The organism is Nocardia transvalensis, from assembly GCF_015477765.1.
GTDB lineage: Bacteria > Actinomycetota > Actinomycetes > Mycobacteriales > Mycobacteriaceae > Nocardia > Nocardia transvalensis_A.
This window is the reverse complement of the sequence record NZ_JADLQQ010000009.1, coordinates 210,394-235,935: the sequence shown is the minus strand read 5'-3', so window position 1 is coordinate 235,935 and position 25,542 is coordinate 210,394. Positions and strand designations below refer to the sequence as shown.

Genomic DNA, 25,542 nt, shown 5'->3' with positions numbered 1-25,542 from the left:
CGAACATCTGTTCTAAGCAGTGTCAAGCAATGCTGCGCGTTTCCGGTTCCAGGGGCCGGCCGTTATAGAAGGCGATCAGATCGCGGACCGTCTGCTCGGTCGGCCGCGGCCGATAGCCGAGTTCGGCCGCCGCCTTGGCGCCGTCGACCTGGGGCGCGCACAGCAGCGCACCCATCGCCGCGCGTGAGACGCGGTCGCTGCCCAGCAGCTTGCCGATCGGCTCGAGCACCGGCAGCGCGGCCGAGATCACCTGTGCGGGAATGGCGAACCGCGGCCCCCGCTTGCCGTTGACCGCGGCGGCCAGCTGGGTCAGTTCCAGCATCGAGACCATCGCGCCGGGCAGCAGATAATTCTCTCCGGTCCGGCCACGTTCCCCCGCCAGGATCAGCCCGGCCGCCACGTCGCGCACGTCCACCAGATCGAAGCCGCCGCCGATCATGACCGGCACCCGACCGCGCGCCGCATCCCAGAGGGTGCAATTGATTCGGGAGGCGGTGTTGTCGATGGGGCCGTACACGCCGGTCGGATTGCAGATCACCGCGTCCAGGCCCGCATCGATCACCTTGCGCAGCTCCACCTCGCCCTGCCACTTGGAGCGGTCGTACACCGGCAGGTCCGGACCCACCGACCGCGCGGACCGCTCATCGATGCGGCCGCCGCAGGTGTACTGGTCGAAAGCATGAATAGAGCTGGCGTGCACCATGCGCCGGACACCGACCGCACGGGCGGCCTCGGCGACCACCCGCACCCCTTCGGTGTTCACCCGCCAGGCCAGATCGTTGCGATGGGCCAGCGTGATCACCGCGACCAGGTGATACACCACCTCGGCCCCGTCGAGCGCCGAGCGCATCGAGGCGGGATCGAGCACGTCACCGTTCACCCAGGTAACCTGCGGATCGACGGCGCCTTCGGGCCGGACCCGATCGATGGCGGTCACCTCGTGACCGCGCTGCACCAAATGGTGGAGCAGATTCGTTCCGAGGAAACCGGCTGCCCCGGTGACTGCGACCTTCATGGGATCGAGAATATAGAACCCGTTCTAATTTGCAACAAGTTCCAGTTTGTTTTCTTCCCGGCCCGTTGGCTCGAAACCTGTCCGCCGGGTCGGCTATATTGAGGCCCAGTCGCCGCCGGTAAACGGTTGCGACTCGGGCAATTCAGACGTTCACGAAGGCAGATGATCACGACGACTGGGGGGCAGACTCGATGAGTGATGTCTACGCGGAGACCGACGCGGTCCGCGCATTCGCCGGGACGCACGAGGGCGTGGCGGCCGAAATCGCCGGTGCGGCCAACTTCGACACGGTCAAGCAGGTGGCCGCGATGACCCCGGTGTTCGGCGTCATCGGCGCGGACTATCTGGCCATGTTCGCCGCCGCACAGGTGTTGCACGCCAGGGACATCAACGACCTGGCCGCCAAGTACGACCATCTGGGGAAGGCGGCATTCGGCACGGCGGCGGTGTTCGACAGCACCGACGAGGCGTCCTCGGCGGCGCTCGGGGCCATCGCCAACGGGATCGGGGGATAACGAGTGAGAACAGTCGACGGGCACGACACCGGAGTCATCGGCGCGCCGTCCGCGGCGACCGGTCCGGCGGCCGCGCCCACGATGGCGGAGGCGACCCAGCACGGGCCCATCCTGGATATGCCGCTGCCGCAGTTGCCGGCCGATCTCCCGCCGATCGAGCCGCCCGCATTCACGCTGGCGCGCAAGGAGTTCGACGACAACGGTTCCGCATCGCTCGGCACCCCGCACCTGCCGGGGATGGGCACCGGTGCCGCGCCCGACGCCTCGGCCGCGGTCCAGCCGGGCGCCCTCGGCGATGCGGCTTCACCTCTGATGGGTGCCGCGCACAACGCGCTCGACGGCGCACAGGGCGCATTGGACACCACCCATGCGGCCGCGCAGGGCGTGCTCGACGGTGCTCAGACGGCACTGAGCAATGCGGGTGGCGGTGCCGCAGCGGCGATGCAGCAGGCTGGTTCGCCCGCCGCGGCCGCAGCAGCGGCCGCGCCCACGCTGCCGCCCCTGCCCGCCGATCCGATCGGCGCTCTGATGAACGGCGCGGCGCTGCCCGCGCTGCCGGGCATCGATATGCTCTTCAAGCCGTTCCTGGATCTGCTGTCCGGCTTCGGCACGGGCGTCATGGGCGCGCTCAACCCGGCCACCATCCTCAATCAGTCCTCCCAGGTCATCCAGAGCGCCATGCAGGTCGGCATGGGCGCGCTGAAATCCGTCGATCAGGTCTGGCAGGGGCAGGCCGCGCGCAGTGCGCAGGCCGCCGGCCAACAGGCGCAGGTCCACGGTGAGGACACCAGCCAGCGCGGCCTGGACATCTCCAAGCTCACCGAGGAGGCCGCCGCGGTCGTGCAGCGCGGCAATGTGCAGCTGACCGCGGTGGCGAATGCGTTCGCCGCGGAGGCCACCGCGCTCGCCCCGGTCATCCTCACTCCGCCCGCGCAGGCCACGCTGATGGCCAGCGCCACCGAACATCTCGGCCAGGCGGTGGCCATCGTGAACGCCACGCGCGGCGAATTGGCGGGCTACACCGGCCAATTGACGGGCGTGGTGCAGCAGATCCTCGGCACGGGCGGTGGACCGAATCCGGCCGAGGTCGCCCAGGCGGTGGCGCAGAACGTCGGCCAGCCGATCATGGAACAGGCCCAGCAGCTGCTGTCGGGCGGCGGTGTGGATACCCAGACCGCGGGCCTCGGCGGCGATCTGCCCGGATCGACCACACCCGGTGCGGCGTCGACGCATTCGGCCTCGTTCGGCGGCAACGGCGCACATCCCGGGTCCTCCGGGGGCGGAGCCGGTGGCGGCGCGATCGGCAGCTTCGGCGGCAGGTCCGGCGGCGGGTCCGGCAGCAGCAGCGGGTCCGGCGCGAAACCCGGCCCGGGCGCCTCGGTGCCCGGGCGCCCCGGTATGGGCGTTCCCGGCATGCCGTTCGGTCCCGGTATGCCCGGCACACCGGGCCAGGGCATGGCCGGTTCCGGATTCCTCGGCGGCGCACCCGCCGCGGCCGGTCAGCGCCGCGACGAGGACGAGCACTCGCGCACCGTGCAGCCCTACCAGAGCCCCACGGGCAACAGCGATCTCACCGGCCCGCTGGGCGAATCGGCCCCGGAGGTCATCGGGCAGACCCACTCCGACGAGATCATCAACGATTACGAGATGGATCAGCTCTGAATCGCCCTATCGGCCAATGACTTCGGCCCGGACCGGCAGCGGTCCGGGCCGAAGTCATTGATCGGCCGGCAGGATTCAGAACACCGTCGGCCGCCCCTGCGCATCGATGCCGCCGTCGATCACGAACTGGGCGCCATGGATGTAGGTGGCCTGCGGACCGAGCAGATAGGCGATGAGCGAGGCGATCTCGCCGGGTTCGGCCATCCGGGGGATGGGGGAGGTGAAGTTCCGGATGAGGTCGCCGTAGCGCGGGTCGTCGAGGCCCGAGCGCATCAGCGGCGTATCGACGGGTCCCGGGGCGACGGTGTTGAGGCGGACACCGGCGGCGGCCCAGTCCACTGCACGCTGGCGCACCGCGACGGTGAGCGCGTTCTTCGACCAGGCATAGGCCAGATGCCCGGCATAGTCACCCGCGGGCTCCAGCGCCTTTTCCAGCGCAGCCCGGTCCGCATCGGCGGCAAGTGGATTCTCGGCCCACCTCACCTGGGTCGACGCGATCGAGGAAACCACCACGGCCGCAGGCGATTCCCCCTTGCGCAGGGCGGGCAGCAGGCCGTCGAGGACGGCGACCGCCGCGCGGTAGTTGATGTCGATCAGCCGAACCGGGTCGGGGGTGTGCGGACCGACCCCGGCGCACAGCACGGCTCCGTCGAGGACGCCGCCACAGCGCTCCAGCACCCCGTCGACCGCCGCCGCACATCCCTCGGGCACGGCGAGATCGGCGGTGACCTCGGCATCGTGCAGGTCCACGCCGATGATGTCGTGTCCGGCCGCCGCCAGTGCGGCGGCGGTGGCGGCGCCGATACCCGACGCGGACCCGGTGATGGCAATCGTCATCGCAACTCCTTCGGAACGAGCGCAGCGGTCGGCGCGATTAGAACAGGTTCCCCGATACTGGGCAATGCCGCCTCTCGGCCAGCGGGCGCCCCGAACGGCTGACAGCGCGGAAGAGTCCCGCTACCATCCCGATCAGAATTAGAATCTGTTCTAGTTTCTTGCCGAGAGGACCATCGATGCGCTTCACCTACGCGGAGGCGATGACCGATCCCGCGCACTACATCCCGCTGGCGCAGGCCGCGGAGGCCGCCGGGTTCCACAGCATGTCGATCGCCGACAGCATCGCCTACCCGGCCGAATCGGATTCGACCTACCCGTACACCCCCGACGGCTCGCGCGAATTCCTGGACGGGAAGCCGTTCATCGAGGCGTTCGTGCTGTCGGCGGCGCTGGCGGCCGCCACGACCCGGCTGCGGTTCACCCCCTTCGTGATCAAACTGCCGATCCGGCCGCCGGTCCTGGTCGCCAAGCAGGCCGGTTCACTGGCGTACCTGAGCGGCAACCGCTTCTCCCTCGGTGTGGGAATCAGCCCGTGGCCGGAGGACTTCCAGATCATGGGCGTGCCGTTCGAGAAGCGGGGCAAGCGGATGGACGAGTGCATCGAGATCGTGCGCGGCCTGTGCCGCGGCGACTACTTCGAATTCCACGGCGAGTTCTACGACATCCCGAAGATCAAGCTCACTCCCGCGCCGACCGAACCGCTGCCGATCCTGGTCGGTGGGCACAGCGACGCCGCCCTGCGCCGCGCGGTCCGGCTCTGCGACGGCTGGATGCACGCCGGCGGGGATGCCGCCGAACTCGACCGCATGCTGGCCAGGCTGACCGAATTGCGCAGCGAGCGCGACAGTTCCGCACCGTTCGAGATCCACGCGGCCTCGCTGGACGCCTACACCCCCGACGGCATCAAACGCCTCGAGGACAAGGGCGTCACCGATGTGATCGTCGGCTTCCGCTACCCCTACTCCCCCGGCCCGGACACCGAACCCCTCTCCACCAAGATCACCAATATCGAGCGGTACGCCGAAGCGGTCATCGCCAAGTGCGATTGACGGAGAGAACACGCCCGGGGGCGGCTACCGGCGCTTGGCGAATCCCAGGTCGATGACCGCATCGCGCTCGGACTGCAGTTCGGCGACGCTGAGACCGATGCGCTCGCGGGAGAATTCATCGATCTCGAGGTCGGGGACGATGGTGTACTCGCCGTTCAGGCAGGTGACGGGAAACGAGCTGATCAGGCCCTCCGGAACGCCGTAGGACCCGTCCGAGGGCACCGCCATCGACACCCAGTCGTGGACGGGGGTGCCCAGCACCCAATCGTGGATGTGGTCGATGGCCGCGCTGGCCGCACTGGCGGCCGAGGAGGCGCCGCGGGCCTTGATGATCGCGGTGCCGCGCTGCTGGACCGTCGGAATGAAATCCTTGCGCACCCATATCGAGTCGACGACCTCGACCGCGGGTCGACCGCCGATGGTCGCGTGACCGATATCGGGGTACTGGGTGGCGGAATGGTTGCCCCACACGCTGACTCGCGCGATATCGGCGGCCGGCGCACCGGTCTTCGCGGCCAGCTGTGCGATGGCCCGGTTGTGGTCGAGCCGGGTCAAGGCGGTGAACCGCTCGGCGGGCACGTCGGGTGCGTTGCTCATCGCGATGAAGGCGTTGGTGTTGGCGGGATTGCCGACCACCAGCACCTTCACATCGTCGGCGGCGCTGGCATTGATGGCCGCACCCTGATCGGTGAAGATCGGGCCGTTGGCGGCCAGCAGATCCGATCGCTCCATCCCCGCGGTCCGCGGCCGGGCCCCGACCAGCAGCGCCACATTCGCACCGGCGAACCCGACCCACGGGTCGTCGCTGATGTCGATCGATTCGAGCAGCGGGAAGGCGCCGTCCTCCAGCTCCATCGCCACCCCCTCGAGGGTGCCGACCGCCGCGGGAATTTCCAGCAGCCGCAGCCGCACCGGCGTATCCGGGCCGAGCATCGCGCCGGAGGCGATCCGGAACAGCAAACCGTACGCGATCTGACCGGCGGCACCGGTCACGGTGACGGTCACGGGCGTCCGGGCGGCAGTGCTCACGTCAACTCCTCATGATCGGTGTCCTCTCCCCCAACCCTAACCACGCTCACCTGTGCCACACGCCCACCGTGAGCAAGTAGACAGTCACTCCTCTCCGGAAACCGGACAATGACCCCGGCCAGTCGGAAAGTCCTGCGACACAAAGCTTTCCGCACGGTCAGGCCAGGGTGGCGATGTCCCGGTCGCTCAGGACCACCGGCTGGACGATGTCCTGGGCGCGGACCAACTGGACGGCACGGTAGAGGGGACGTTCGTCGAGAACGGCATCGCGAGCCTCGGCGCGCAGCTGGCCGACCAGGACGGTCGAAACCGCCAGGGCGGCGGCCAGCTTACTGGTGGCCAGGGCATCGGCGAGTTTGCGCAGGCCGAGGATGTGCAGTTCGCGCCCGCTGCCGGCGTCGGTGTACATCGCCAGCGGAACGATCTGGATACCGCGACCGGCGGTGATGCGCAGCACGACCCGGCTCAGCCGGCCCGGATAGACCAGCACCTCCACACCGGTGGCGTCGGCGATGTCCAGCCGCCGCCCGCCGAACAGCGTGCGCGCCTGGATGATGCTGCCCACCAGCCACATTCGCCGACGCTGCACCGCCAGGGCGTACACCGCCGTGGGTGCGCCCAGCGCCACCCCGGCCAGCACCGCGATCGGCCAGCTCACCACCAGGGCCAGCAGCAGCGCCACCACGATGCCCACGCCGATGGCGCCGACGGTGAGCCGGCGCAGCATCGGCGCGTACATCTCGGGCGCGATCAGGTCCAGCCCGACTTGCCGCGGCGCCGAGGGATTCGGTTGCTCAGTCACACGTCCACATTCGTCCGGATATGATCGGGCACCGGCCCGCCGCCGCGCCGGGCGCGAATTGTACTGTGCGAGCCGACGATCGGGGCACGATGTGACGGTACTACCGATCGGCCGCCAACGCGTCCGAGACGGCCGAGACTGCCCGATCGATGGGGATCTGGCGCTGCTCACCGGTCGCCAGATCCTTCAACCCGATCTCTCCGTCGGCGAGATCGCGGTCGCCGAGCACCAGGGCGAATTTCGCACCGGAGCGGTCGGCGGCCTTCATCGCACCCTTGACACCGCGGCCGCCGTAGGCCAGATCGACCCGGATACCGGCGGCCCGCAGCTGCGCGGCCACCGTCACCAGCCGAGCCTTGGCCGCATCGCCCAGCGGCACCCCGAATACGTCCACGCGGGCCGGATCGGCGGCGGACTTGCCCTCGGCCTGCAGTGCCAGCACGGTGCGGTCCACGCCGAGGCCGAAGCCGATTCCGGACAGCGGCTGCCCACCGAGCTCGGCCATCAGCCCGTCGTAGCGGCCGCCGCCGCCGATTCCGGACTGCGCGCCGAGTCCGTCATGCACGAATTCGAAGGTGGTCTTGGTGTAGTAGTCCAGCCCGCGGACCATGCGCGGATTGATGACGTAGGGCACGCCCAGCGCGTCCAGGTAACCCAGCACCTGGTCGAAGTGCGCCTTGGCCGAACCGGAGAGGTGGTCGAGCATCAGCGGCGCGTCGGCGGTCAGCTCGCGGACCTCGGGCCGTTTGTCGTCGAGCACCCGCAACGGATTGATCCGGGCCCGCCGCTGGGTCTCCTCGTCCAGCGGCAGGCCGAGCAGGAACTCCTGCAACAGCTCCCGATACTGCGGCCGGCAGGTGTCGTCGCCGAGCGAGGTGATCTCGAGCCGGAATCCGTTCAGGCCCAGCGCGCGGAATCCGGCGTCGGCGATGGCGATGACCTCGGCGTCCAATGCCGGATCGTCCACGCCGATGGCCTCCACACCCACCTGCTGCAGCTGCCGGTAGCGGCCCGCCTGGGGGCGCTCGTAGCGGAAGAACGGGCCCGCGTAGTACAGCTTGACCGGCAGCTGGCCGCGGTCGAGGCTGTGCTGGATGACCGCGCGCATGACGCCCGCGGTGCCCTCCGGACGCAGCGTGAAGCTCTGACCGTTGCGGTCGGCGAAGGTCCACATCTCTTTGCTGACCACGTCGGTGGACTCGCCGACGCCGCGCGCGAACAGGGCGGTCTCCTCGAAGACCGGCAGCTCGATATGCCCGTACCCGGCCAACCGGGCGGCGCGCACGAGCGCGTCCCGCACGGCGACGAACTCCGCCGAGGCTGGCGGCACGTAATCCGGGATCCCTTTCGGGGCGGTGAAGCTGCTGGTCTTGGTCACGATCGTCCAGTCTTCCAAACCGGCCGGTGGCAAGTCCAACCGGTTATGAGGGGGCGATTGTACGGGGCGGATCGGAGAAGTTAGGGGACGTCTCAGGAACTGATGGCACACTCTTATGCCGACAGAGGACCAACACGGGAGGAACCGGTAGTGCCGACCAACGAACAGCGGCGAGCGGCTGCGAAACGCAAGCTGGAGCGACGACTGGCCCGACAGGCCGAGCGAGAGCGCCGGCGCAAGCAGCTCACCATCGCCGGATCGGTGCTCGGCGTGGTCGTCGCGGTCGCCGCCGGGGTGGGCATCTATTACTTGACCCGCGGCGACGACAGCAAGAACACCGCCGCCACCCAAACCCCCGACGCATCGCTGTCGAGCACGCCGCAGGCCGCGCCGCCGGCGGCGCCGGTGGCGAAGGCCGCGAACGTCACCTGCACATACCGCGACGGCGGGGAGGCCGCCAAGCCGGTCCAGAAGCCGAGCCAGACCGAGGTCGGCACGCAGGGCCAGGTCGCGGTCACGATCGACACCAACCAGGGACCGATCGGGCTGACCCTCGACAACGGCGAATCACCCTGCACCGTCAATAGTTTCGTGAGCCTGGCCAACCAGCACTACTTCGACGGCACGCCCTGCCACCGCCTGACCACCGAGGGCATCAAGGTCCTGCAGTGCGGCGATCCTTCGGGCACCGGCCGGGGCGGACCGGGATACGCTTTCGACAACGAGTATCCGACCGATCAGTACCCACAGGACGCTCCCAAGCCCCAGCCCGTGCTGTACAAGCGGGGCGTCGTCGCCATGGCCAATGCCGGTCCAGGCACCAACGGCAGCCAGTTCTTCCTCGTCTACGGCGATTCCCCACTGCCGCCGAATTACACGATCTTCGGCACGATCGACGATGCCGGGCTGCAGACCCTGGACAAGATCGCCGGGGCCGGTCTCGACGACGCCGATCAGGCTGCGGGCGACGGCAAACCGAAGAATCCGGTCACGTTCGACTCGGTTCGGGTCGGCTGAGTCGCGCCATGGGTAGCCCCCGCGCTTCCGGCGCGGGGGAACTAGGTATGACGCCCGGCGCAACCAAGGGCACGCCGGGCGGCACAAGACGTCGTCATGCGGGAAACCGAGCGTCGATGCCAGCGGGCCCAATGTCGATGCCAGGGGACCAGCTGTTACCGCCAACGGGCCCGCTGGCGACGCGCGGTAGAGAAGGACTCAACGCGCGGCGGCACCAGGTCTCGTCGCCCGCACTGTATTCCCGGTCTCTGCGCCTCTACACCCCATCCTTACGGTGCCTTTACAGCTCATCCGCGAGGCGCCCCTTCACCTGATCTCCGCGGCACCTCCACATATCGCCACCGCGCCTCTACGCCTCATCCCCGCACCCCTACATCTCATCCCCGCACCCCTACATCTCATCCCCCGCACCCGTACATCTCATCCCCCGCACCCGTACATCTCATCCCCCTGCGCCCCCTTCATCTCATCCCCGCGCCGGAGGCGTCGGGGAGATGCCCTGTCGGGGCAGGGAAATGGCGACGTGTCGCACTGGCGCAGGACGTTCGGTTAGGGCATCCTTATGCCGGAGAACATCCGGTGCTTCGGGCCACGTGTCGGAATTGTGCGATATATGCTGTTGTTGCACAATGCGAGTAAGGCTGCCCTGCATATTCGCTGGTAATCTCGTAGAACAGAGTACGAAGCGGTGTAGTAACCGCCCCACCGGGTAGGACTACCTCACACCAGTGCTCTCGGTGTCCACGTTTGCAGGCGGGGACAGTGCCGCAGAAACTACCGTTTGTGTGGCGGTGTCCGTGACGAAGCACCACAATCATCCATAGTGATCACTGCAGCATCGGGGAGCAGGCAATGGCCGAGGAACTCGACGACATCGGCCGCGAGACAGCGGCTTTGATGAGGCAAATGTTGCAGCTTGCGACGTTGGTCGCACTGCGCACCCGGGAACGCGGCCAGAGAGAAGCCGAGGCCCGCGTCAAGGTGACCCAGGAGCGGGCCAAAGAGACCCGCGAACGGCTGCTGCGTGACGCCCGGGAGGCCAAGGCCAAAGACCCGCGCAACCTCGAGCTGGCGCGCATGCTGGAGCGGCCGGTCCTCGAGAAGGGCGTATCGCTGGAGAAGGACCGTTTCGCCGAGCGCGCCACGGCCGCTCGCAGCGCCGCCCAGGCGGCGGCCCGGTCCAAGGCCACGCGCGGGCTCGACCGCTACGACTCGATCGAACGCAGGCAGGCCCTGGCCCAACACCTCTCCCGGATCGGCATCTCCCCTGAACTGGCGGCCGTCCGAATGCTGATGGAAGTCAGCCAGGCCCAGCCACCGCAGGCAGCCGTACGCACCCGCCCCGAAGAACCGCCGAAGGTCACCCGCGCCCGGGAGATCGAAGAGCGCGGCCTCGAACGCGTCCGCCGCTGACCCCACGGCTTCGCCGGGGTAAAGAGGGAAAGACGCGGGCGGTCACGCAAGAAGACCACGGCCGGTCATATAAGAAAAGATGCGCGGCCGGGTCAAGTAGGAAAGACACCTGGGGTACGCAGGAAAGACGCGACCAGGTCGATCAGGGAAGAAGCCCGGGGGGTCAAGAGTCCAAGACGTCTGGGTCAAGAGTCCAGGACGGCTGGACCAAGAGCCCTGGACGCGAGGCCAAGCACCGAAGATGCTCAGGCTGAGAACCCGAGATGTCAAGGGCGAGAGCCGAAATTGCGGGGTCGAGACGCTGCGGTGCTAGGGGCCGAGGCACTTCGGAGGTAAGACCCCAAGACGCCCAAGGCAGTTGGACAAGAGCCGAGATGGTGGGCCCTTGCCGGTAGTGGAAGGCGCTCGGGGGTCAGGAGCGGAAGTCGCCGGTGGTGGGGTCTACGGTGGGGTCGCCGAACATGCCCTGCTGGGGGGATTTCAGGGGTAGAGGGTTCAGCATGTCCTTGTGGCCGTTGCGGACGCTGCAGTATTTGAACGGGCCGCGCGGATCGAACAGCTTCGACATGTGCGGATCGGCGTGGTCGAGGAACCAGACACTCATCCCCGTCTTACCGTCCTGGCGCAGATACTCCCACGCCCGCCACAGCGCCTCCAGGCGCATCGCGGCCTCCGCATGCTTCCACCACTCCGGACACCACACGGTGTCGGTGAGATCGGTGACCTGCCGCCGATATACGAGACTGAGATAGTTCTCCACGAACTCGACCACGTTCGAATAGATCATGTCTTGCTGCTGGTCGTTCACAGCGGCCGAACCTCCTCGGGTTGCCCGTAGGTCTGCGGCGGAGCGACATCGGTCACCCCACGGCGTTCTTCGATCAGGTCGTTGATGGTGGTGGTATGTGGCCGCTGCGGATCGTGATGCTCGATCGACCGCTTCACGTCGGCAGCGTACTCGGTCTCCCACCACGGCACGGTGCGTACCAGTACCGCCGGAGCGCCCGAGGAGAACAGCACCGCACGCCCTCGCGGCAGGGTGGCCAACGCGTTCACGTTCAGGGTGCGCGACGAGGACAGCGACCGCGAATAGCTCTTGCTGCCCTTGGATTCCGAGACCGACCCGGAGATCACGTCGTAGTCGCCGATCGCCTCCGACCGTGCGGCGAGGAATCTCGTGTCGTCCACACCGGGACCGAGCACCTTGATATTCGCCGCCGCCCACAACGCCTGCATACCCGCCTCGCCCCAGCACCGCGCACCCTGCGCCCACGACTGCAGCACGGTCATCACGACGATGCCGCGAGATCCGAAGTGCGAGTACTGTTTCGGCAGATCCTTCCAGCGCACGATATTGGCGGCCTCGTCCAGCACGGCGAGCAGCGGAATGTCGAGACGGCCGCCACGCGACAGCGCCGCCTTGCGCATGGCCACGTCGATCACCGCCTCGGTGAGCGCACTCACCAGCGGTCCCGCCGATCCGCGCCCCTCCAGCGACAGGCAGTACAGGGTCCAGTTGCGGTCCACGAATTCGAGTTCGTCGAACCTGTAGCGGTCGCCGCCGCCGGGGGTGATCCACGGGTGCACATTGGACAGCTTCAGGCAGCGAATCATCTTCTTGGCCGTGCCGAAAATGCCGCTCTTGGTGCGAAGCTCGGCGTTGTACTGCTGGGCCAGGCCGGAGGCCGTGTAGTGGTGCTGGGCCCGGCGCAACAGCTCCACGGGTTCGATGTCGTTGGGGTTGGTCACCCAGTCCCATACCTGGGTGATCGGGCGGTTGGCGACGGCCGCGGCCAGAAACAGCCCGGCCAGCAGATCCTCGGCCTCGGGGTCGAAGTAGGAGTCGACGGTGGCGTCGGATCCGTCGTCACCGTCGGCGAAGTGACCCGCCAATCGGGCCGCACGCATCTCACAGCCCGCGCGGCGAGCGTCCACCCACGACAGCGGGTCCCAGAACCAGGTGGGCTCCTCACCGGCGACCTGCTGGGGATCGAAGACGAAGGTGCGAGACCCCTTGGCCTCACGGACATCCCGGGTCGCATCCACCACGTCGCGCTTGTTGGAGGTGGCCAGCACCGGCCCGATGGCGGTGAGGATGGCCGGAATGACCCGCGCGGTGGTCTTGCCCTGCCGAGGGCCCCAGATGTCCAGGTGCAGATCCTCGTAGGATCCGTACAGCGGCACACCGCCGGCGACGGAGATGCCGATCGGCACGCCCGGGACATCGTCGTAGCCCAGTCGCACGCCCAGCACTTGGGCCTTCTCCCGGACACCGGCCTCGGTGAGCGGGGCGATGGCGCTGCCGTTGCCCATGTACTGGGCCTTCTCGTCGACCGGCAGGGCGCCCTTGGTCTTGCGCTTCTTCGTTTCCCGGCGCACGACCAGCACCGCGATCACCGCCGCCACGACCAGCAGCAGGATCACCGTGGACGCGCGCGGCCACTCCAGTTTGCCGCGGGCCAGTTCGGCCACGATCGCGATCGGGTTGACCGGGATGTTCTGTTTGGTCACCGCCATCCGATTGCCGAGATGCAGGGCGAGCCAGACGATTCCGACCAGCGCGAAACCGATGTAGATCAGATACAGGGTGACGTCGGGACCCGGGTTCGCCGGATCCTTCACCTTCTTCGCCATCTCCGCCTCCTGAGGTGACCGTATACGTTGTTGCCGCTCACCGGAATCCGTCGAGCCGCCAGCCGTCGGGGGTGCGCACGACGGTGGCGATCACCGTCTGCGGCGGCAGCGGTTCGCGCCGCCCGCCGGGATAGACGGCGGTCTGCTCGATCCCGATCTTGTACTGCTGGTGGTCCGGGTCGGCGCCGGGCGGCGCCGTCTCCCCGGACGCGAAGGTGAACGCCTCGACCTTCGCACCGGCCCTGCCCCAGTCCGCCCACTGCAGCGTCGGTTTCGGGCTGTCCACGCCGCTCGGTGGTGGTGTGTCCAGGGTACGGATCAGGCTGGGCCCCAGCCACTTCCGGGCCCGCGCCAGGGAACCGCCCGGGGATTCGGTGGCCGGATACCAGGTGAAGATGTCTTTCAACGCCGCCACGGCGACACCGTCCGGTGTGGTCGGGTCGGGCGCCGGGACCGCCTCCAGCTGCCGAGGGGTGGAGGACGTGGGTGGGTGCACGCCGGACGAATCCGTCCCGCCGTTGCCGCCGCCGCATCCGGCGATCAGCACCGCGACGCCCACCACCAACATCACCACCAGGTTCGCGTGTTTCGTCGTCGCCGAACTCCTGCCGCCCGGTAGCCGCTCGGCCACCGGGCCCGGTATCCAGGCTAATCGCCGAAAGCGCTGGTTGGGAGCTACTGGGACGTCCGTGACCTCGGCGTGTCCCTTTCGTGGGCGGAGCAACGCAGTCACAGCACCCTCCTCACTCGGGCGTCGCCGGGAACGGGGACCTCACGCACGCCCGTCGGGTCGGCGGCGCGGATCATCGTGCCGTCGCCGGTGTAGACACCGACGTCGGCGGGGCCGCGCGGGCCGAAGCGGGTGAAGACGAGATCTCCGGGCCGGGCCTTGCGGATCGGCACTTCCGCCCCCATCTCCCACTGCTGTTCGGCGGTGCGGGGCAGCAGGACTCGGCCGGACGAGGCGGCGAATACCGCGGCCGAGGTGAGGCCCGGACCGTCCAGGCCGCCGTCGGTGGGCCCCTGCGGACCGCCGCCGCCCCACACGTACGGGGTGCCCAGCCACTGTCGAGCGGCCTCGACGACCTGCGCGCCACCGGCTTCGCCGTCAGGCTGGAAGCGGCCCATCGAGCCCGGGGCGCGGTACTGCGCTTCCATGGCCAGAATATTGGTGACGTAGGGCCGGGTCTCGGAGAAGTGCGCGGCCACCTGGTTGGGCATGCCACCGGACGCGAGCACCGCGCCCTCCCCGGCGTTGTAGGCGGCCAGGGCGAGTGGGACGACGTCGCCGTGCACCCGGCCCTCGCCGATCCAGCGCTCGATCCGGTGCGCCAGCGAGCACATGTAGCGGCCCTGGGCGATGATCGCATCGCCGTCGTCCCAAATGCTCGCCGATCCGTTGCCGTCGGCATCGAGCAGATACGGTTTGCCGTCGTCGGGATCGGTGGCACGCGCTGTGCCGGGCAGGAATTGCGACAGGCCCTGGGCGCCGGCCGGGGAGGTGAGCCCGCGCCGGAATCCGGATTCCTGACGGCCCTGCGCGGCCAGGATGGACGGGGTGATCTCGGGGCACAGCGATCCGGCGCGGCGGTACCAGATCTCGAGTTCGGGCGGCACCTTACCGGCGGCCAGCGCGCCACCGGCGGTGCCGAAGCCGCGGCTGCACAGCGGGTTGGTCGAGAACGGCCATGCCCCACCGGCATTCGGGGTCGGCGCGCCGTCGAGCCACGGCAGCGGATCGATCTGACGCCCGCCGGTGAAGCGACCGCCCGGCACGATCTCGAAATGCAGGTGTGGACCGCTGGATTCGCCCGCGGAACCGACCGTGCCGATCGGCTGTCCGGCGCGCACGGTCTGGCCCACCCGGACCAGGACGCCGCTGTCCCATTCGTGGCCGTAGACCGCCGAGAACGGGCGGCCGTTGATGTCGATCGAGTCGATCACGATCCAGTTGCCGAATCCGGAGGCCGGCCCCGCGGCCACGACGATACCGTCGGCGACGGAAAAGATCGGAGTGCCGTCCGCGGCGGCCATATCGACACCGAGGTGGGCGCCGCCGCGCGCGCCGAATGTATCGGAGATGGTGAACGACCCCGCGGCGAGCGGCCAGGTCCGCCGGATCGGCGCCACCCCAGCCGCCAGCGACGGCGTCGCCGCCACGGTCGGATTCACCGCGGCCGCGGGATAATTCGCCCCGGTCTGTCCCATCGCACTCGCCCCCGCGCTCGGCGTCCCCGACCCACTTAGCTGATTCGAGGCCCCCATCGCCAGCGGATCCCCGGGCAGCACGATACTCGGCACACTCGGCTGATCCGCGCACTGATCCTCCGAGGCCGGCAACACGATCACCAACACCAGCGCCATCAACCCGATGACACTCCCCAACCCCGCCCACACCAGAGTCTTCGAACTCACCGCACCCCCGCACTCTTACCCGCGCCTCCCCCACCCACCCGGCCCGCCATCCCAGCCGCACCCCTTGCGTGCCTTCGCACCCCGTACCACCGTCCACACGGGGTGCGGAAGCCAACAAAGGGTGCGCCCGCCCGAAGGCCGCCAGCAACAGCCGCACCCTTTCCGGGCATTCGCACCCCGTGCGGACGGTCGGAAGGGGTGCGGGAACGAAGAAGGGGTGCGGCTGTCCGAATGGCGCCGACAACAGCCGCACTCTGTCCAGGGATACGCACCGAGGGGTGGGAAGTGCGTATCCCGGGATGGGGTGCGGCTGGGGCCGCGGGGTGGGGGGCCGGGGTCATGTGGTGCGTTTGGTTTCGTTGAGGGTTTCCACGAGGGTGCGGTTCATTTCGGCGGCGGCGGCCAACTGCTGTTGCAGCAGGGCCACCTTGCGGCGCAGGGCGACCGCGTCCATGCGCTCGAGGCTGGGGCCCTCGGCGGCGCGGACCCAGTTGCGGACCGAATTGGTGTGCACACCGATCTGTTCGGCCACCACCCGGCAGGCCTCCGATTCGCTGCGCAGCTTCCCGGTCAGGGCGATCACCTGCTCGACCGCTGCCTGGCGCACTTCCGGCGATACTCTGCGATAGGACCTGTGCGGCATCATCGCGCTAACCTCCCTAACCGGCGTCGACGATCCCGCAAACATCCTCGAGCCACAGGTTTTTCCAATCTCACGCGGCACTCCCCTCGTCACCGCGGCGGGCGGTGGATTCGGTGAATTCGCTGAAGCGCTGGTTGGTTTCGTGAATTCCGCTTTCCTTCTCGGAGAGGGTGAACTCCATGTGGAACGGAATGCCGGGGCGGCGGTCCTCACCGATCTTGAGCAGGAATTTGCCGGTGCCGGGCGCGGGTGGCCGGGCCTGGCCGGGTTTGAGCGCCTCACCGGTCAGGGCTTGCGGCGCGGACCATCCGGTCACCATCTCCTCCTCGGCGGATGTGAACGGAACCGTCGAATCCAGGCGTTTGACCTCCTCGGGCGGCAGCGCGCCGAAAATCTTGGCGCGCGCCCGCTCGAGGAAGCCGAGTGCCTTGGCGATGGCGGCTTCCGATCCCAGCGATTGCAGGTCCTTGATGGTGTGGCTGATCATGATCAGCGAGGTGGCGAGGCCGCGCTGCAGGCGGGTCAGCTCGTCGACCCGGTCGACCATGAAGTCGCCCAGCCCGAGCACCTGCCACAGCTCGTCCATCACGACCTGGAAGTAGCGCTGCTGGCCGAGTTTGGCGTCGGCGAGCACGTGCGCGGCCTCCACGGAGGCGAAACCGTCGGCCCAACAGGCCAGCATCACAGCGGCTTTGAGCTTCTTGTCGCCGGTGGGGATGTGGGAGACATCGATGCAGACCGCCACCGCCGAGGTATCGATCGGCGTGGTGGTCTGGCCGTTGAACACCGCACCGAACGGGCCCTGTGTGAGGGCGCGCAGCGAACGCCGCAGCCCCTTGGTCGCCTCGTGGTATTCCTCGGGGTTGTCGGCCCCGGCGTCGAGCATCAATTCCTCACCGCCGCCGACGATCACCTCCAGCAGGTTCTCCATGATCGGCGGGCTGTCGGGGGTGTAGCCGCTGCCCTCTCGGTAGAGGATGCGCAGCGCGGTGGAGATCAGCGTCTCCTCGTAGTCGCGCACGCGCGCGCCGCGGACCAGTTCGACCAGACCCGCGATCAAAGTGACCTGGCGGGCCCGCAGTTCCTGGGTGACCTGCAGCTGGAGCGCGGGGACGTCGGCCAGCATCGGCACGATCGACCCGAGCACACCGGCGGCGAGGGGATTCAATTTGCCGTGGCCGTAGCCGAGGTCGATGACCTGGCCGCCGACCAGTTCCACCAGCTTGCGGTAGTCCGGCTTGACGTCGGCGAGGACGAGCGGGGTGATGCCCTGGGCGACGCCGCCCAGCACGATCCGGCGCACCAGCGAGGATTTACCGAAACCGTTGAGCCCCAGCACGAACAGGCTCGGCGCGGTGATGAAACTGCCGCGCATGAACCAGTTCATCGGATCGAAGCACACGGGCGCGCCGGTGTGCAGATGCGAACCGAGCGGCGTGCCGATCAGCGGGGCACCGGCGCCCACCGACCACGGCCACAGACCGGCCACCTGCGCGGTGGTGGCGCGATATTCGACAGGGCGGCCGACGACGTTCATGCGGCCACCGCCGGACCCGGCGTAGCCGCGATCGGTGAGCGGCAGGGTCTCGCGGTCGAACCCATCCTCCACGACCGCCTCGAGCCGGGCCGACGCATTGGCGCGGCGCAGATCGTCGGTGCGGATCCGGAACGCCGCCCACGCCGCGCGCAGACCGGCACGCTCGCGGGCGATGGCCTCGTAGCGCGCCCTGGTGGCATCGTCGAGCAGGGGTGGGCCCTGCTTCTTCGGTTTGGCGGATGCGGATTTCCGGGATGCCCGCTTGCGGTCCACCCGCGGGTCCGCGTGCGCACCGCGGTCCACGGCAGCGGCGCGACCTCCGTTGCGATCACGCACCCTTCGCTCCGTGCGAGACCCGTTGCCGCGCACGCGATCATCGGTCCCGCCGGACCGAGTTCGCCCGTTCCGTGTCCCCCGCCGGTCGCCGGACCGCCCGTTCCCGGCCTCGAGGCCGAGTTCGCCCCGGGCAGCCGGCGCCCGGCGAGGTCGCCCGTTGTCCTGCATCTCGCCACGCTCCTCGACCGGCGTTTCGTCCCGCCCGGCCGTCTTGTCGGCTCGTTCTCGCCCACGGCGAGACCGTGATTCGGCGGGCCGACGCTCCCCCCGCCCCCCGCGCCCGTCGCCCTCGCCCCCAACGCTCGACGCTCCCGTCGTGTCGGCGTCGCGGACTTCACCATCGCCGCGACGCGCCCCAGCGCCGCCCTCACCGCGCGTCGGTTCGCCGCCTGTCCGGGAATCGCTTCTCCCGCTTCGGGATTCGGCTCGCTCGCGCGCGGCCTCTCGTTTCTTCCGCGTGGCTGCCGCCGCATCGGACCGCCGGGGACCACCATCCACAGCCGCCTCGTCGGCCCCCCGCGCGCGGCCGCCTCCCTCATCCCCCATGGCGAGAAGAGGTCCGTCGGCCGACAGCAATTCGCCTACGGGATCGCCGCTGTCCTGCGCGGTCGACGCCGGCTCTGCCATCGAAGGCCGTCCGTCCACGGCCTGGTCGCCGGATTCGCCTGGCCCACCGACAGGACCGGCAACAGAAGATGATTCGGTCGACGTGCCGCCCTCACCCGACGTCTTCGCGCTCCGCCGTCCTGGCAATCCCCGCGGCGCCCCATCCGTCTTCGAGGAACGCGGGTCCGTGACCTGATCGGCCGCACTGCTCACCCCGCCCGACGCCCGAGCCGCTACGTCGTCGACAGAGACTTCTCCCGACGACAACGGTCCAGCCGATTCCTCGACCCCGGAAGAGTTCGCCGCGGCCCCTGCTCCCGACCCCCGAGTCTTCCCGTCCGCCTTCGCTGATGGGCCACCCGCAGTCACAGGAACGCTCGCTCCGCCTGTCCTGTGCGCAGCAGCACCGCCGCCCTCCGACGCGAATTCGCCTGCGCTGACACCACCCTCGGTCAACCCCGACGCCACGGCTTTCCTACCTCGTGTGTCGACCGGCGCCGCGGGAACATCTCGGTCTGTAGCGCGGTCCGACCGGGCCCGCCCCCGACGCCCCGGCGCATCAACAGGTTCGCCACTGTCGCTACCGGTTCGACCGCGTGTCCTCGTCGGCGCATCCTCACGAATCACGCCCTCGTGATCCGCCGGATGCGTCGCCCCCGCCGCGCCGGTCCCGGATGCAGTCGGCGCCGCTACGGTGCCATCGTCCGGATATCCCCGCCCAGCGGCGCGTTCGTCGTCCGCACGCGCCGGACGCACCGATGCGCGTCGACTCGGCTGCGCCGCGGCCCGCTCGCCGCTGTCCGATTGCCGGGACGGGCCAAGGGGTTCGCCGCTGTCGCGGGCCGTTCGACCGCTCGTTCTCGTCGGCCCAGCCGAGCCGTCCGTACGTCCCCGCCGGGCGGGGGCGTCGTCGGCACGGGCCGGGTGGGGTGGGTCTGCGGACCACTGGCCGGTGTTCGATCTGGTTGGTGGGGTGGGCGTGCCGATTTCGCGGCGGCGGGGTGGGAGCATGGGGGCGTCGTCCCAGTCGGCGGGCAGGCTGGAACGAGGGTCGCCCGGGGCGTATGCCTCGATGTCCCAGCCGTCGTCGTGGGCGCGGCGGGAACCGCGGCGCATCGGCGCCGGGTTCTCCGGGTCCACCACACGTTCGCGGTAGCGCGGCGGCTCGCCGCGGTACCGGATCGGCGGCTCCTGATCACCTGCCATGAACGCTCACTCCTCCGCCTCGCCGGCGCTCGGCTCCGTCGTGCGCGAGGCGCCCTGTGTCCTCGGTTCGCTCGCTGCGCTCACTCACCCCGCCAACGCTTTCGGAATGGTCGCGTGCTCCGGCAGGATCACCCCGCAGCCGAGCGAGGCCGCGAAGGCCGCCGCCTGGTAGCGGTAGCACCGCCGGATCTTCAAGCGCGCCTGCGTGGACAGATCGCGCGTGATGGCTTCGATGCGCGGCAGATCGCCGCGCAGGGGCTCGGTGATGGTCACCAGCGCCCCGAAGCGGGTCACACCGTGACCCCGGGCCTGCTCCTCCCGTGCCTGCTGGGTGGCACCCACGCGCAGCGTCGCGGCGGCCGAGACGACGCCGCGTTCGCTCTGCTGGGCCACCAGCGCATTCTTGTAGTCGTCGTCGACGATCTCGGCGGCGTCGGCCGCCGAATGCGGCCGGTAGACGATCGCGATCCGCTTGCGCGGCACCTCCGGATTCGGCGCCAGCAGCCGCTGCAGCACCCGCTCGTCGACCGCGCCCTCGGGCGCCGTCTCCATCTCCCAGGTGACCGAGCGCCCGCCGTCGTGGATGAAGTGATCCCAGCGCTCCTCGTGCGAAATCGGCCCGGCATCGGCCCAATCCAGCCCGTGCCCGCCCGGCTCGCCCGCCGCCACCTCCAGATCCGCTTGCGAGGCGGGATCGTAGCTGCGCCGGATGAAGGAGATGATCTCGTCGGCCGACATCGGCTGCGCGCGCACACCCGCCTCGGCCAGCGCCGCGCAGATGCCCGGCAGCCGCCGTCCGATCTCCACCGCCTCCTCTGCCGGATTCTTGCGCCGCTCGGCGGTGGTGGCCTTGAACGTGATCGCCACCCGCGGCAGCAATTGCACTCGCTCCTGCGGCAATTCGGTGGCCAGCTCGTACATCACCTGCTGGGCCAGCTCCGGGGCCTGCGGGTGGGTGATGGTGGAAACCTCGGTGAGCAAACGGTTTCCGGTCTCGGGCACGGTGTCGATCACCGGCACCACCGCGACGATATCGGAGGTCTGGCCCAGCGACGCCAGGAACGTACCCCAGGCCGCCACCCAGCGGTCGATCACCGGCTGGTCCACCGCCTCGTGACCCTGCGGCCACGCGCGGAGAACGACCGTGTACTGGGCGAATTGGGGCAGGTGGATCATGCCGAAGCTGTAACCGCCGGCGTCGATGCCCTCGTACAGCTTCGACGGCGCCATCAATCCGGGCAGCCGCGCCACCCCGCCGGGAATGCGGGAGAACCGGCCGCCGCGGTAGACGTGCTCGCCCTTGTTGCGGCCGCGCAACCAATGGAACATCATCAATCCCGTCTCGTAGCCCGAGCGGCCCCCCGTCCGCCATACCAGTGGAACCATCACGACCACGCCCGCGCCCGCCACCACGAAGGCGGGTTTGGGCCCGGCCACCAACGCCGTCAGCAGCGCGGCGATGACCACGACGAAACCGAGCACGGTCTCCCCCCAGCGCAGCCCGAAAAGGCCTGCGCTGCGGGGCTTCTGCCACAGTCCGTAGGAGCGGCGCTCGTAGGTATCGGTCGTCGTCATCGCGGAATGGTGCTCCTGCCGAGGTCGGGTGCCCGATTGGCCCAGCGGTCACCGGCCACGTCGCCCATCGCCGCGTCGCCACGGCTGAGACTCGCGCCCGCCGCACGGGCGGTGGTGATCCGGTTGATCGCTCGTGACGCGGCGGATGGTACTGCGCCCGCACCACCCGGGGCGGCAGGACGCGCGGCAGCCGCGCCGCCGCCACCGCCCGGTCCGCCGCGCGGCGGGACAGGACGTCCGCCGGGACCACCGCGCAGCCCCCCGGCGCCGCCCGGCGGTCGCGGCGCGCCACCGCGGCCCACGTACCCGGGCGCCCCGGTGGCTGCCGTGCCGCGCACCCCGACGGCCTTCGTGCCGACCGCGCCCAGCGCGGCCGCACCCAGCAGCACACCACCGGCCGCACCCAGACCCGAGGCACCGGTACCGATGATCGCCACCGACGGCGCCACCAGCCGCATCAGCGCGGGCAGGACGAATGCCACGCTGCTCAGCAGCACGATCGCCACGAGCATGCGCTGAGCCTGCTCCGCATCCGGCAGACCCGCGGTCGGCGTGGTGTTGTCGGTTTCGCCGACGGCGATGAACGCGATCATGTACACGATCGCGGCCACCGGTTTCCACAACAGGAACGCGATGATCCAGGCGATCAGCTTCGAATAGGACTGGCGCCCCGTGTTCGTCCCGGAGGCCGCCGCCGCCAACGGCAGCATGCCCGCGGCGACCACCAGCAGACCCTGCCGCACGATCGCCAGCACGATCTGGGCCAGCGCGCCCAACAGGCCGACGATCGCGATGATCAACACCAGGCCGGGCGAAAAGGCCTGTAGCTTCGAGGTTTTCAGCAGCAGCTCGGCAATGTTCTTGGCGTTGCCGTTGGTGGAGTCCTCGATCACCCACTGCGAGAACCGGTCCGCGGCCTGCGTGCCCGCGACGATCACCGCCCCCAGCATCCAGGAACTGAACACCACTCTGGCGAACATGCGGAACGATTCCTCGGCCTCGCCCAGCACCGCGCCGCGTCTGGCCTGGGCCAAGCGCATGCCGGACAGGATCACCGACACGATCAACAACAGGATCTGCGCCTGATACGTGTAGTCGTTGATCTTCTGGAACAGCTGGCCGCCGTTGCTCATTCGCTCGTTGGGCACCTTCAACCAGAAGGTCAACGCCAGGATCAGCGCCTCCCCGAGCCCGTTCATCAGCGAGTCGACCACCTTGCCGAAGGTGGAGTCCCACGCCTTGTCCCGCACGGCGGTGGCGGCGTCTCCCGGATGGGTGGCGGCATTGCCCGCCTTACACGCGGCCGAGGCCGCGTCGCCGAGGGAGATCCCGGGCAGCCCCAAACCGTCGAGACTGTCATGAATCTCGTTGCAGGTCTGGTCGAACCCGTAGGTCTGCCCGTAGGCCACCGTCGGTGTCGCAATCATGACGGTGAAGATGACCGCCAAGATCGTGAAGATGCGCCTCACCATGTGGTCCACCCCTCGATGCTTCGCAGTGAATCGATCCGGACCTGTTGCTCGGAGTCCACGGCCGTCAATTTCCAATCTCCGTCACGCCAGACGACCGCAAGACGCATGCCCACCCATGTCGGTTGGCCATCGATGACTTCTCGTGCCTTTCTCGCGAACTCGACGACCGCGTGGTCGTCGGTATAGCTGTTGATTCGGAACGCGTCGGACGCATACAGCAGCGGAGTCAGTTTGTCCGGCAGACGCGGCGATACCTTTCCCGCCGCGACCAGCCGGTCGTACCGGTCGAGGTATTCCGGCGTCACCGCCACCAACCGCAGCAGCAGATCGCGATCGGTCGGATTGGCGTTGGTACGCCAGTAGTTCTGCTCGGCCGCCAGTGCGGCGCCCTGCGGGGTGTGCGCAAAACCGGTCGCCGCCTTGCCCTCGATCCGGCTGGGTCCATCCGAAGAGGAGAACCGCACGACCGGACCATCGAAGATGCGCTGCCAGATACCTTCGCCACTCACGGGGCTGGGCGCGGCCGTCGACCAATCGGAGTCGGAGGGCTTGCGCTGCTTCGCCGGGTCCTGCGGAAGCACCTGCCCCGCAGGATTGTTCGGAACATCGACGCGGCGGCCGAACATGTCGGTCGTCGCCGTGCCGAAACCAGCAGCGCCCACACTCCCGGTCACGCTCGACAGCAGGCTCGGTCCCCCGCCCACATCCGTCCCGTTCCCATCGCGCCGCAGGGTCACCACGGTCACCACCACCGCCAACGCCACGGTCACCACTGCCGCGAAGGCCAGCAGGCGCAGTTGACCTCCGCCGCCGCGGCGCAGTCCGGGATCGCTCACCATTTGGTCCACCCCCCGAGTGAATCCACGAATTGGGCCTGCGAGGTCGCCGCGTCGGTCGGCTTGAGCCGCCAGTCCCCGTTGTCCCAGACCATGACCAGCCGCACCGCCGCCCACGTCTGCTTGCCCTCGTTGACCGGGCCGCGTGCGGCCAGCCGCACGATCGCCATATCGTCGGCGTAGTTCTCGATCTGAAAGGCGTCGGGCGCCACCAGGTACCGGGTGATCCGCTCCGGCTGCTGTTCGGGCAGTTTGCCGTTCGACAATGCCTTGTCGTAGGCCGCGAGCTGCTGCGCCGAGGCTCGCACCTGCCGCACATACAGGTCCCGGTCGGCGGGACGGGCGTTGAGCCGGTAGGTGATCTGCGCCGCCGCCAGCGCCGCGCCCTGCGGGGTGTGCGAAAAGCCCACGGCCAGACCGTCCTCGATCGCGGTGGGACCGTCGCTGGTGGAGAACGGCACGGACGCGCCGAACACCCGCTGCCAGCCGCGCGGTTCGGTGGTGCCCGCCGGGGCACCGGTCAGCCAGTCCGGATCGGAGGGCTGGCGCTGCTGGGACGGATCCTGCGGAAGCGGTTGTCCCGCAGGATTGTTCGGGATGTCGACGCGGCGGCCGAACAGATCGACCTCCGGTGCGGCGAATCCGGTCCCTCCGGTGCCCGCCGCCGGTGACGGCGCCGACTCCGGCTGCTGTTCGTGCGGCGAGGAGGTGTCGCGGCCGAGGTACATGAACACCCCGACGATCACGATCAGCGCGATGATCGCCGCCGAGGCGATGACGCCGAACGAGACGTTGCGCTCGTCCCCACCCGAATCCTTCGCACTCATGGCACCACCCCACCCGGTGCCACCAGGGGATGCACGGGGGATGCACTCGCCACGAGCCCGAACAGGGCTGTGCCCCTTGTTCGTTCGCTCATGCCGGTGCCTCCAATGTCACGATGTCGCTGGGTAACTGGTCGATCGAGTCGACCGGGCGGGCGGTGGCGCCCGGATCCGGCAGCCGTAACCTCCAGTCCTCCCCGAACCACTCGACGGTGGTGTGGTTCACCGCGCGTGAGCCATCGGAGTATTGGGGTGAAGACGTCCACGGTGGATCTGTCCTGCGAATAGCTGGTGATGTGGTAGCCGAGCACCCGCGGCGCGTACTGGTCGGCCGCGGGGCCGGTGATGGACAGCTGCAGCCGGTTGACCGCCCACTCGTCGCGGGCCGGGCCGGGCACGACCTCTTCGGCGATCACGGTCGGCCACTGGCTGTCGGCCGCCACCGCCAACCGCACCGAATGGGTGATGGCGGCCACGGCCGCGCCCGCGGGTCCGCGGTCGAATCCCGTGGCGGCACCGTCGCTGTCGTGCGCGGGGCCCTGATCGGTAACCGGAAGGGCGACACCCTGATACGACTGCCAGCGCACCCCGGTGGGTGGGCGGGCGGGATCGGGCTGTGCCGCACCGCGGTCGCCACCGCCGCCGCATCCGCCCGCCGCCAACACGGCGGCGCCGAGCACGCCTGCGGCGGCCCGGCGGATGCGTAGCGCGGGTGCGGTGGTTCCGGCAGCTGTCATGGGC

General features: G+C 69.2%; 21 protein-coding genes. 5 read left to right on the top strand and 16 right to left on the bottom strand.

What is annotated here, in order from left to right:
• Nucleotides 1–22 precede the first annotated feature (22 nt).
• Nucleotides 23–1,015, bottom strand: coding sequence for an NAD-dependent epimerase/dehydratase family protein (locus IU452_RS26665; RefSeq protein WP_195111921.1), 993 nt, complete (start codon nucleotides 1,013–1,015; stop codon nucleotides 23–25).
• Nucleotides 1,016–1,206: 191 nt separating this feature from the next.
• Between IU452_RS26665 and IU452_RS26660 the strand changes: the two genes are divergently transcribed.
• Entirely contained in the window at nucleotides 1,207–1,530 is a 324-nt protein-coding gene (locus IU452_RS26660; protein WP_195111920.1) for a type VII secretion target, read from the top strand.
• Between the two features lie 3 nt (nucleotides 1,531–1,533).
• Nucleotides 1,534–3,192: a hypothetical protein gene (locus tag IU452_RS26655; protein WP_195111919.1), complete on the top strand. Its 1,659-nt coding sequence runs from the start codon at nucleotides 1,534–1,536 to the stop codon at nucleotides 3,190–3,192.
• Nucleotides 3,193–3,267: 75 nt separating this feature from the next.
• On the opposite strand, the gene IU452_RS26650 is transcribed toward IU452_RS26655, so the two are convergent.
• The gene (locus IU452_RS26650) at nucleotides 3,268–4,029 is read right to left on the bottom strand and encodes an SDR family oxidoreductase (protein WP_195111918.1); all 762 of its coding nucleotides are present in this window, start codon (nucleotides 4,027–4,029) and stop codon (nucleotides 3,268–3,270) included.
• A 176-nt stretch (nucleotides 4,030–4,205) separates the two neighbouring features.
• Here IU452_RS26650 and IU452_RS26645 point away from each other — a divergent pair, with 176 nt between their 5' ends.
• The gene (locus IU452_RS26645) at nucleotides 4,206–5,078 is read left to right on the top strand and encodes a TIGR03619 family F420-dependent LLM class oxidoreductase (protein ID WP_195111917.1); all 873 of its coding nucleotides are present in this window, start codon (nucleotides 4,206–4,208) and stop codon (nucleotides 5,076–5,078) included.
• 24 nt (nucleotides 5,079–5,102) lie between these two features.
• Here IU452_RS26645 and IU452_RS26640 read toward each other — a convergent pair whose 3' ends face one another.
• From IU452_RS26640 to hisS, 3 genes are all read right to left on the bottom strand, one after another.
• Nucleotides 5,103–6,107, bottom strand: coding sequence for a malate dehydrogenase (locus IU452_RS26640; RefSeq protein WP_195111916.1), 1,005 nt, complete (start codon nucleotides 6,105–6,107; stop codon nucleotides 5,103–5,105).
• Between the two features lie 157 nt (nucleotides 6,108–6,264).
• The gene (locus IU452_RS26635; RefSeq protein ID WP_195111915.1) at nucleotides 6,265–6,909 is read right to left on the bottom strand and encodes a hypothetical protein; all 645 of its coding nucleotides are present in this window, start codon (nucleotides 6,907–6,909) and stop codon (nucleotides 6,265–6,267) included.
• Nucleotides 6,910–7,009: 100 nt separating this feature from the next.
• A complete protein-coding gene (gene hisS, locus IU452_RS26630; RefSeq protein WP_195111914.1) occupies nucleotides 7,010–8,287 on the bottom strand; it encodes a histidine--tRNA ligase in 1,278 nt (425 codons plus the stop codon).
• Nucleotides 8,288–8,437: 150 nt separating this feature from the next.
• Between hisS and IU452_RS26625 the strand changes: the two genes are divergently transcribed.
• Nucleotides 8,438–9,304: a peptidylprolyl isomerase gene (locus IU452_RS26625; protein ID WP_195111913.1), complete on the top strand. Its 867-nt coding sequence runs from the start codon at nucleotides 8,438–8,440 to the stop codon at nucleotides 9,302–9,304.
• 852 nt (nucleotides 9,305–10,156) lie between these two features.
• Nucleotides 10,157–10,717, top strand: coding sequence for a hypothetical protein (locus IU452_RS26620; RefSeq protein ID WP_195111912.1), 561 nt, complete (start codon nucleotides 10,157–10,159; stop codon nucleotides 10,715–10,717).
• A 412-nt stretch (nucleotides 10,718–11,129) separates the two neighbouring features.
• On the opposite strand, the gene IU452_RS26615 is transcribed toward IU452_RS26620, so the two are convergent.
• The 11 genes from IU452_RS26615 to IU452_RS26565 all read right to left on the bottom strand — a co-directional run bounded on the left by IU452_RS26615 (nucleotide 11,130) and on the right by IU452_RS26565 (nucleotide 25,538).
• Entirely contained in the window at nucleotides 11,130–11,525 is a 396-nt protein-coding gene (locus IU452_RS26615; protein ID WP_324192836.1) for a DUF4913 domain-containing protein, read from the bottom strand.
• Nucleotides 11,522–13,351 (bottom strand): type IV secretory system conjugative DNA transfer family protein, encoded by a 1,830-nt coding sequence (locus IU452_RS26610; protein WP_195111911.1) that lies wholly within the window; start codon nucleotides 13,349–13,351, stop codon nucleotides 11,522–11,524. The genes IU452_RS26615 and IU452_RS26610 overlap by 4 nt, the downstream gene beginning before the upstream one ends.
• A 37-nt stretch (nucleotides 13,352–13,388) precedes the next feature.
• Nucleotides 13,389–14,084, bottom strand: coding sequence for a hypothetical protein (locus IU452_RS26605; RefSeq protein WP_324192835.1), 696 nt, complete (start codon nucleotides 14,082–14,084; stop codon nucleotides 13,389–13,391).
• A complete protein-coding gene (locus tag IU452_RS26600) occupies nucleotides 14,081–15,766 on the bottom strand; it encodes a peptidoglycan DD-metalloendopeptidase family protein (protein ID WP_195111910.1) in 1,686 nt (561 codons plus the stop codon). The genes IU452_RS26605 and IU452_RS26600 overlap by 4 nt, the downstream gene beginning before the upstream one ends.
• A gap of 337 nt (nucleotides 15,767–16,103) precedes the next feature.
• Nucleotides 16,104–16,412, bottom strand: a complete 309-nt coding sequence (locus tag IU452_RS26595) for a transposase (RefSeq protein WP_195111909.1) — start codon at nucleotides 16,410–16,412, stop codon at nucleotides 16,104–16,106.
• A gap of 67 nt (nucleotides 16,413–16,479) precedes the next feature.
• Nucleotides 16,480–18,282: a hypothetical protein gene (locus tag IU452_RS26590; protein WP_416382371.1), complete on the bottom strand. Its 1,803-nt coding sequence runs from the start codon at nucleotides 18,280–18,282 to the stop codon at nucleotides 16,480–16,482.
• Between the two features lie 1,896 nt (nucleotides 18,283–20,178).
• Nucleotides 20,179–21,669 carry an SCO6880 family protein gene (locus tag IU452_RS26585; RefSeq protein WP_195111908.1) on the bottom strand — a complete coding sequence of 497 codons (1,491 nt, stop codon included), beginning with the start codon at nucleotides 21,667–21,669 and terminating at the stop codon, nucleotides 20,179–20,181.
• Nucleotides 21,666–23,141 carry a hypothetical protein gene (locus IU452_RS26580; RefSeq protein WP_195111907.1) on the bottom strand — a complete coding sequence of 492 codons (1,476 nt, stop codon included), beginning with the start codon at nucleotides 23,139–23,141 and terminating at the stop codon, nucleotides 21,666–21,668. The genes IU452_RS26585 and IU452_RS26580 overlap by 4 nt, the downstream gene beginning before the upstream one ends.
• Entirely contained in the window at nucleotides 23,135–23,980 is an 846-nt protein-coding gene (locus IU452_RS26575) for a hypothetical protein (protein ID WP_195111906.1), read from the bottom strand. The genes IU452_RS26580 and IU452_RS26575 overlap by 7 nt, the downstream gene beginning before the upstream one ends.
• Entirely contained in the window at nucleotides 23,974–24,804 is an 831-nt protein-coding gene (locus tag IU452_RS26570; RefSeq protein WP_195111905.1) for a hypothetical protein, read from the bottom strand. Before IU452_RS26570 ends, IU452_RS26575 begins: the two co-directional genes overlap by 7 nt.
• Entirely contained in the window at nucleotides 24,801–25,538 is a 738-nt protein-coding gene (locus IU452_RS26565; RefSeq protein WP_228818780.1) for a hypothetical protein, read from the bottom strand. The genes IU452_RS26570 and IU452_RS26565 overlap by 4 nt, the downstream gene beginning before the upstream one ends.
• Nucleotides 25,539–25,542: the final 4 nt, after the last annotated feature.

Coding starts and splice junctions, on each gene's coding strand:
- IU452_RS26575 (WP_195111906.1), bottom strand. CDS start 23,980: ATGGTGAGCGATCCCGGACTGCGCCGCGGCGGCGGAGGTCAACTGCGC.
- IU452_RS26580 (WP_195111907.1), bottom strand. CDS start 23,141: ATGGTGAGGCGCATCTTCACGATCTTGGCGGTCATCTTCACCGTCATG.
- IU452_RS26570 (WP_195111905.1), bottom strand. CDS start 24,804: ATGAGTGCGAAGGATTCGGGTGGGGACGAGCGCAACGTCTCGTTCGGC.
- IU452_RS26620 (WP_195111912.1), top strand. CDS start 10,157: ATGGCCGAGGAACTCGACGACATCGGCCGCGAGACAGCGGCTTTGATG.
- IU452_RS26565 (WP_228818780.1), bottom strand. CDS start 25,538: ATGACAGCTGCCGGAACCACCGCACCCGCGCTACGCATCCGCCGGGCC.
- IU452_RS26650 (WP_195111918.1), bottom strand. CDS start 4,029: ATGACGATTGCCATCACCGGGTCCGCGTCGGGTATCGGCGCCGCCACC.
- IU452_RS26645 (WP_195111917.1), top strand. CDS start 4,206: ATGCGCTTCACCTACGCGGAGGCGATGACCGATCCCGCGCACTACATC.
- IU452_RS26665 (WP_195111921.1), bottom strand. CDS start 1,015: ATGAAGGTCGCAGTCACCGGGGCAGCCGGTTTCCTCGGAACGAATCTG.
- IU452_RS26610 (WP_195111911.1), bottom strand. CDS start 13,351: ATGGCGAAGAAGGTGAAGGATCCGGCGAACCCGGGTCCCGACGTCACC.
- IU452_RS26585 (WP_195111908.1), bottom strand. CDS start 21,669: ATGACGACGACCGATACCTACGAGCGCCGCTCCTACGGACTGTGGCAG.
- IU452_RS26595 (WP_195111909.1), bottom strand. CDS start 16,412: ATGATGCCGCACAGGTCCTATCGCAGAGTATCGCCGGAAGTGCGCCAG.
- IU452_RS26660 (WP_195111920.1), top strand. CDS start 1,207: ATGAGTGATGTCTACGCGGAGACCGACGCGGTCCGCGCATTCGCCGGG.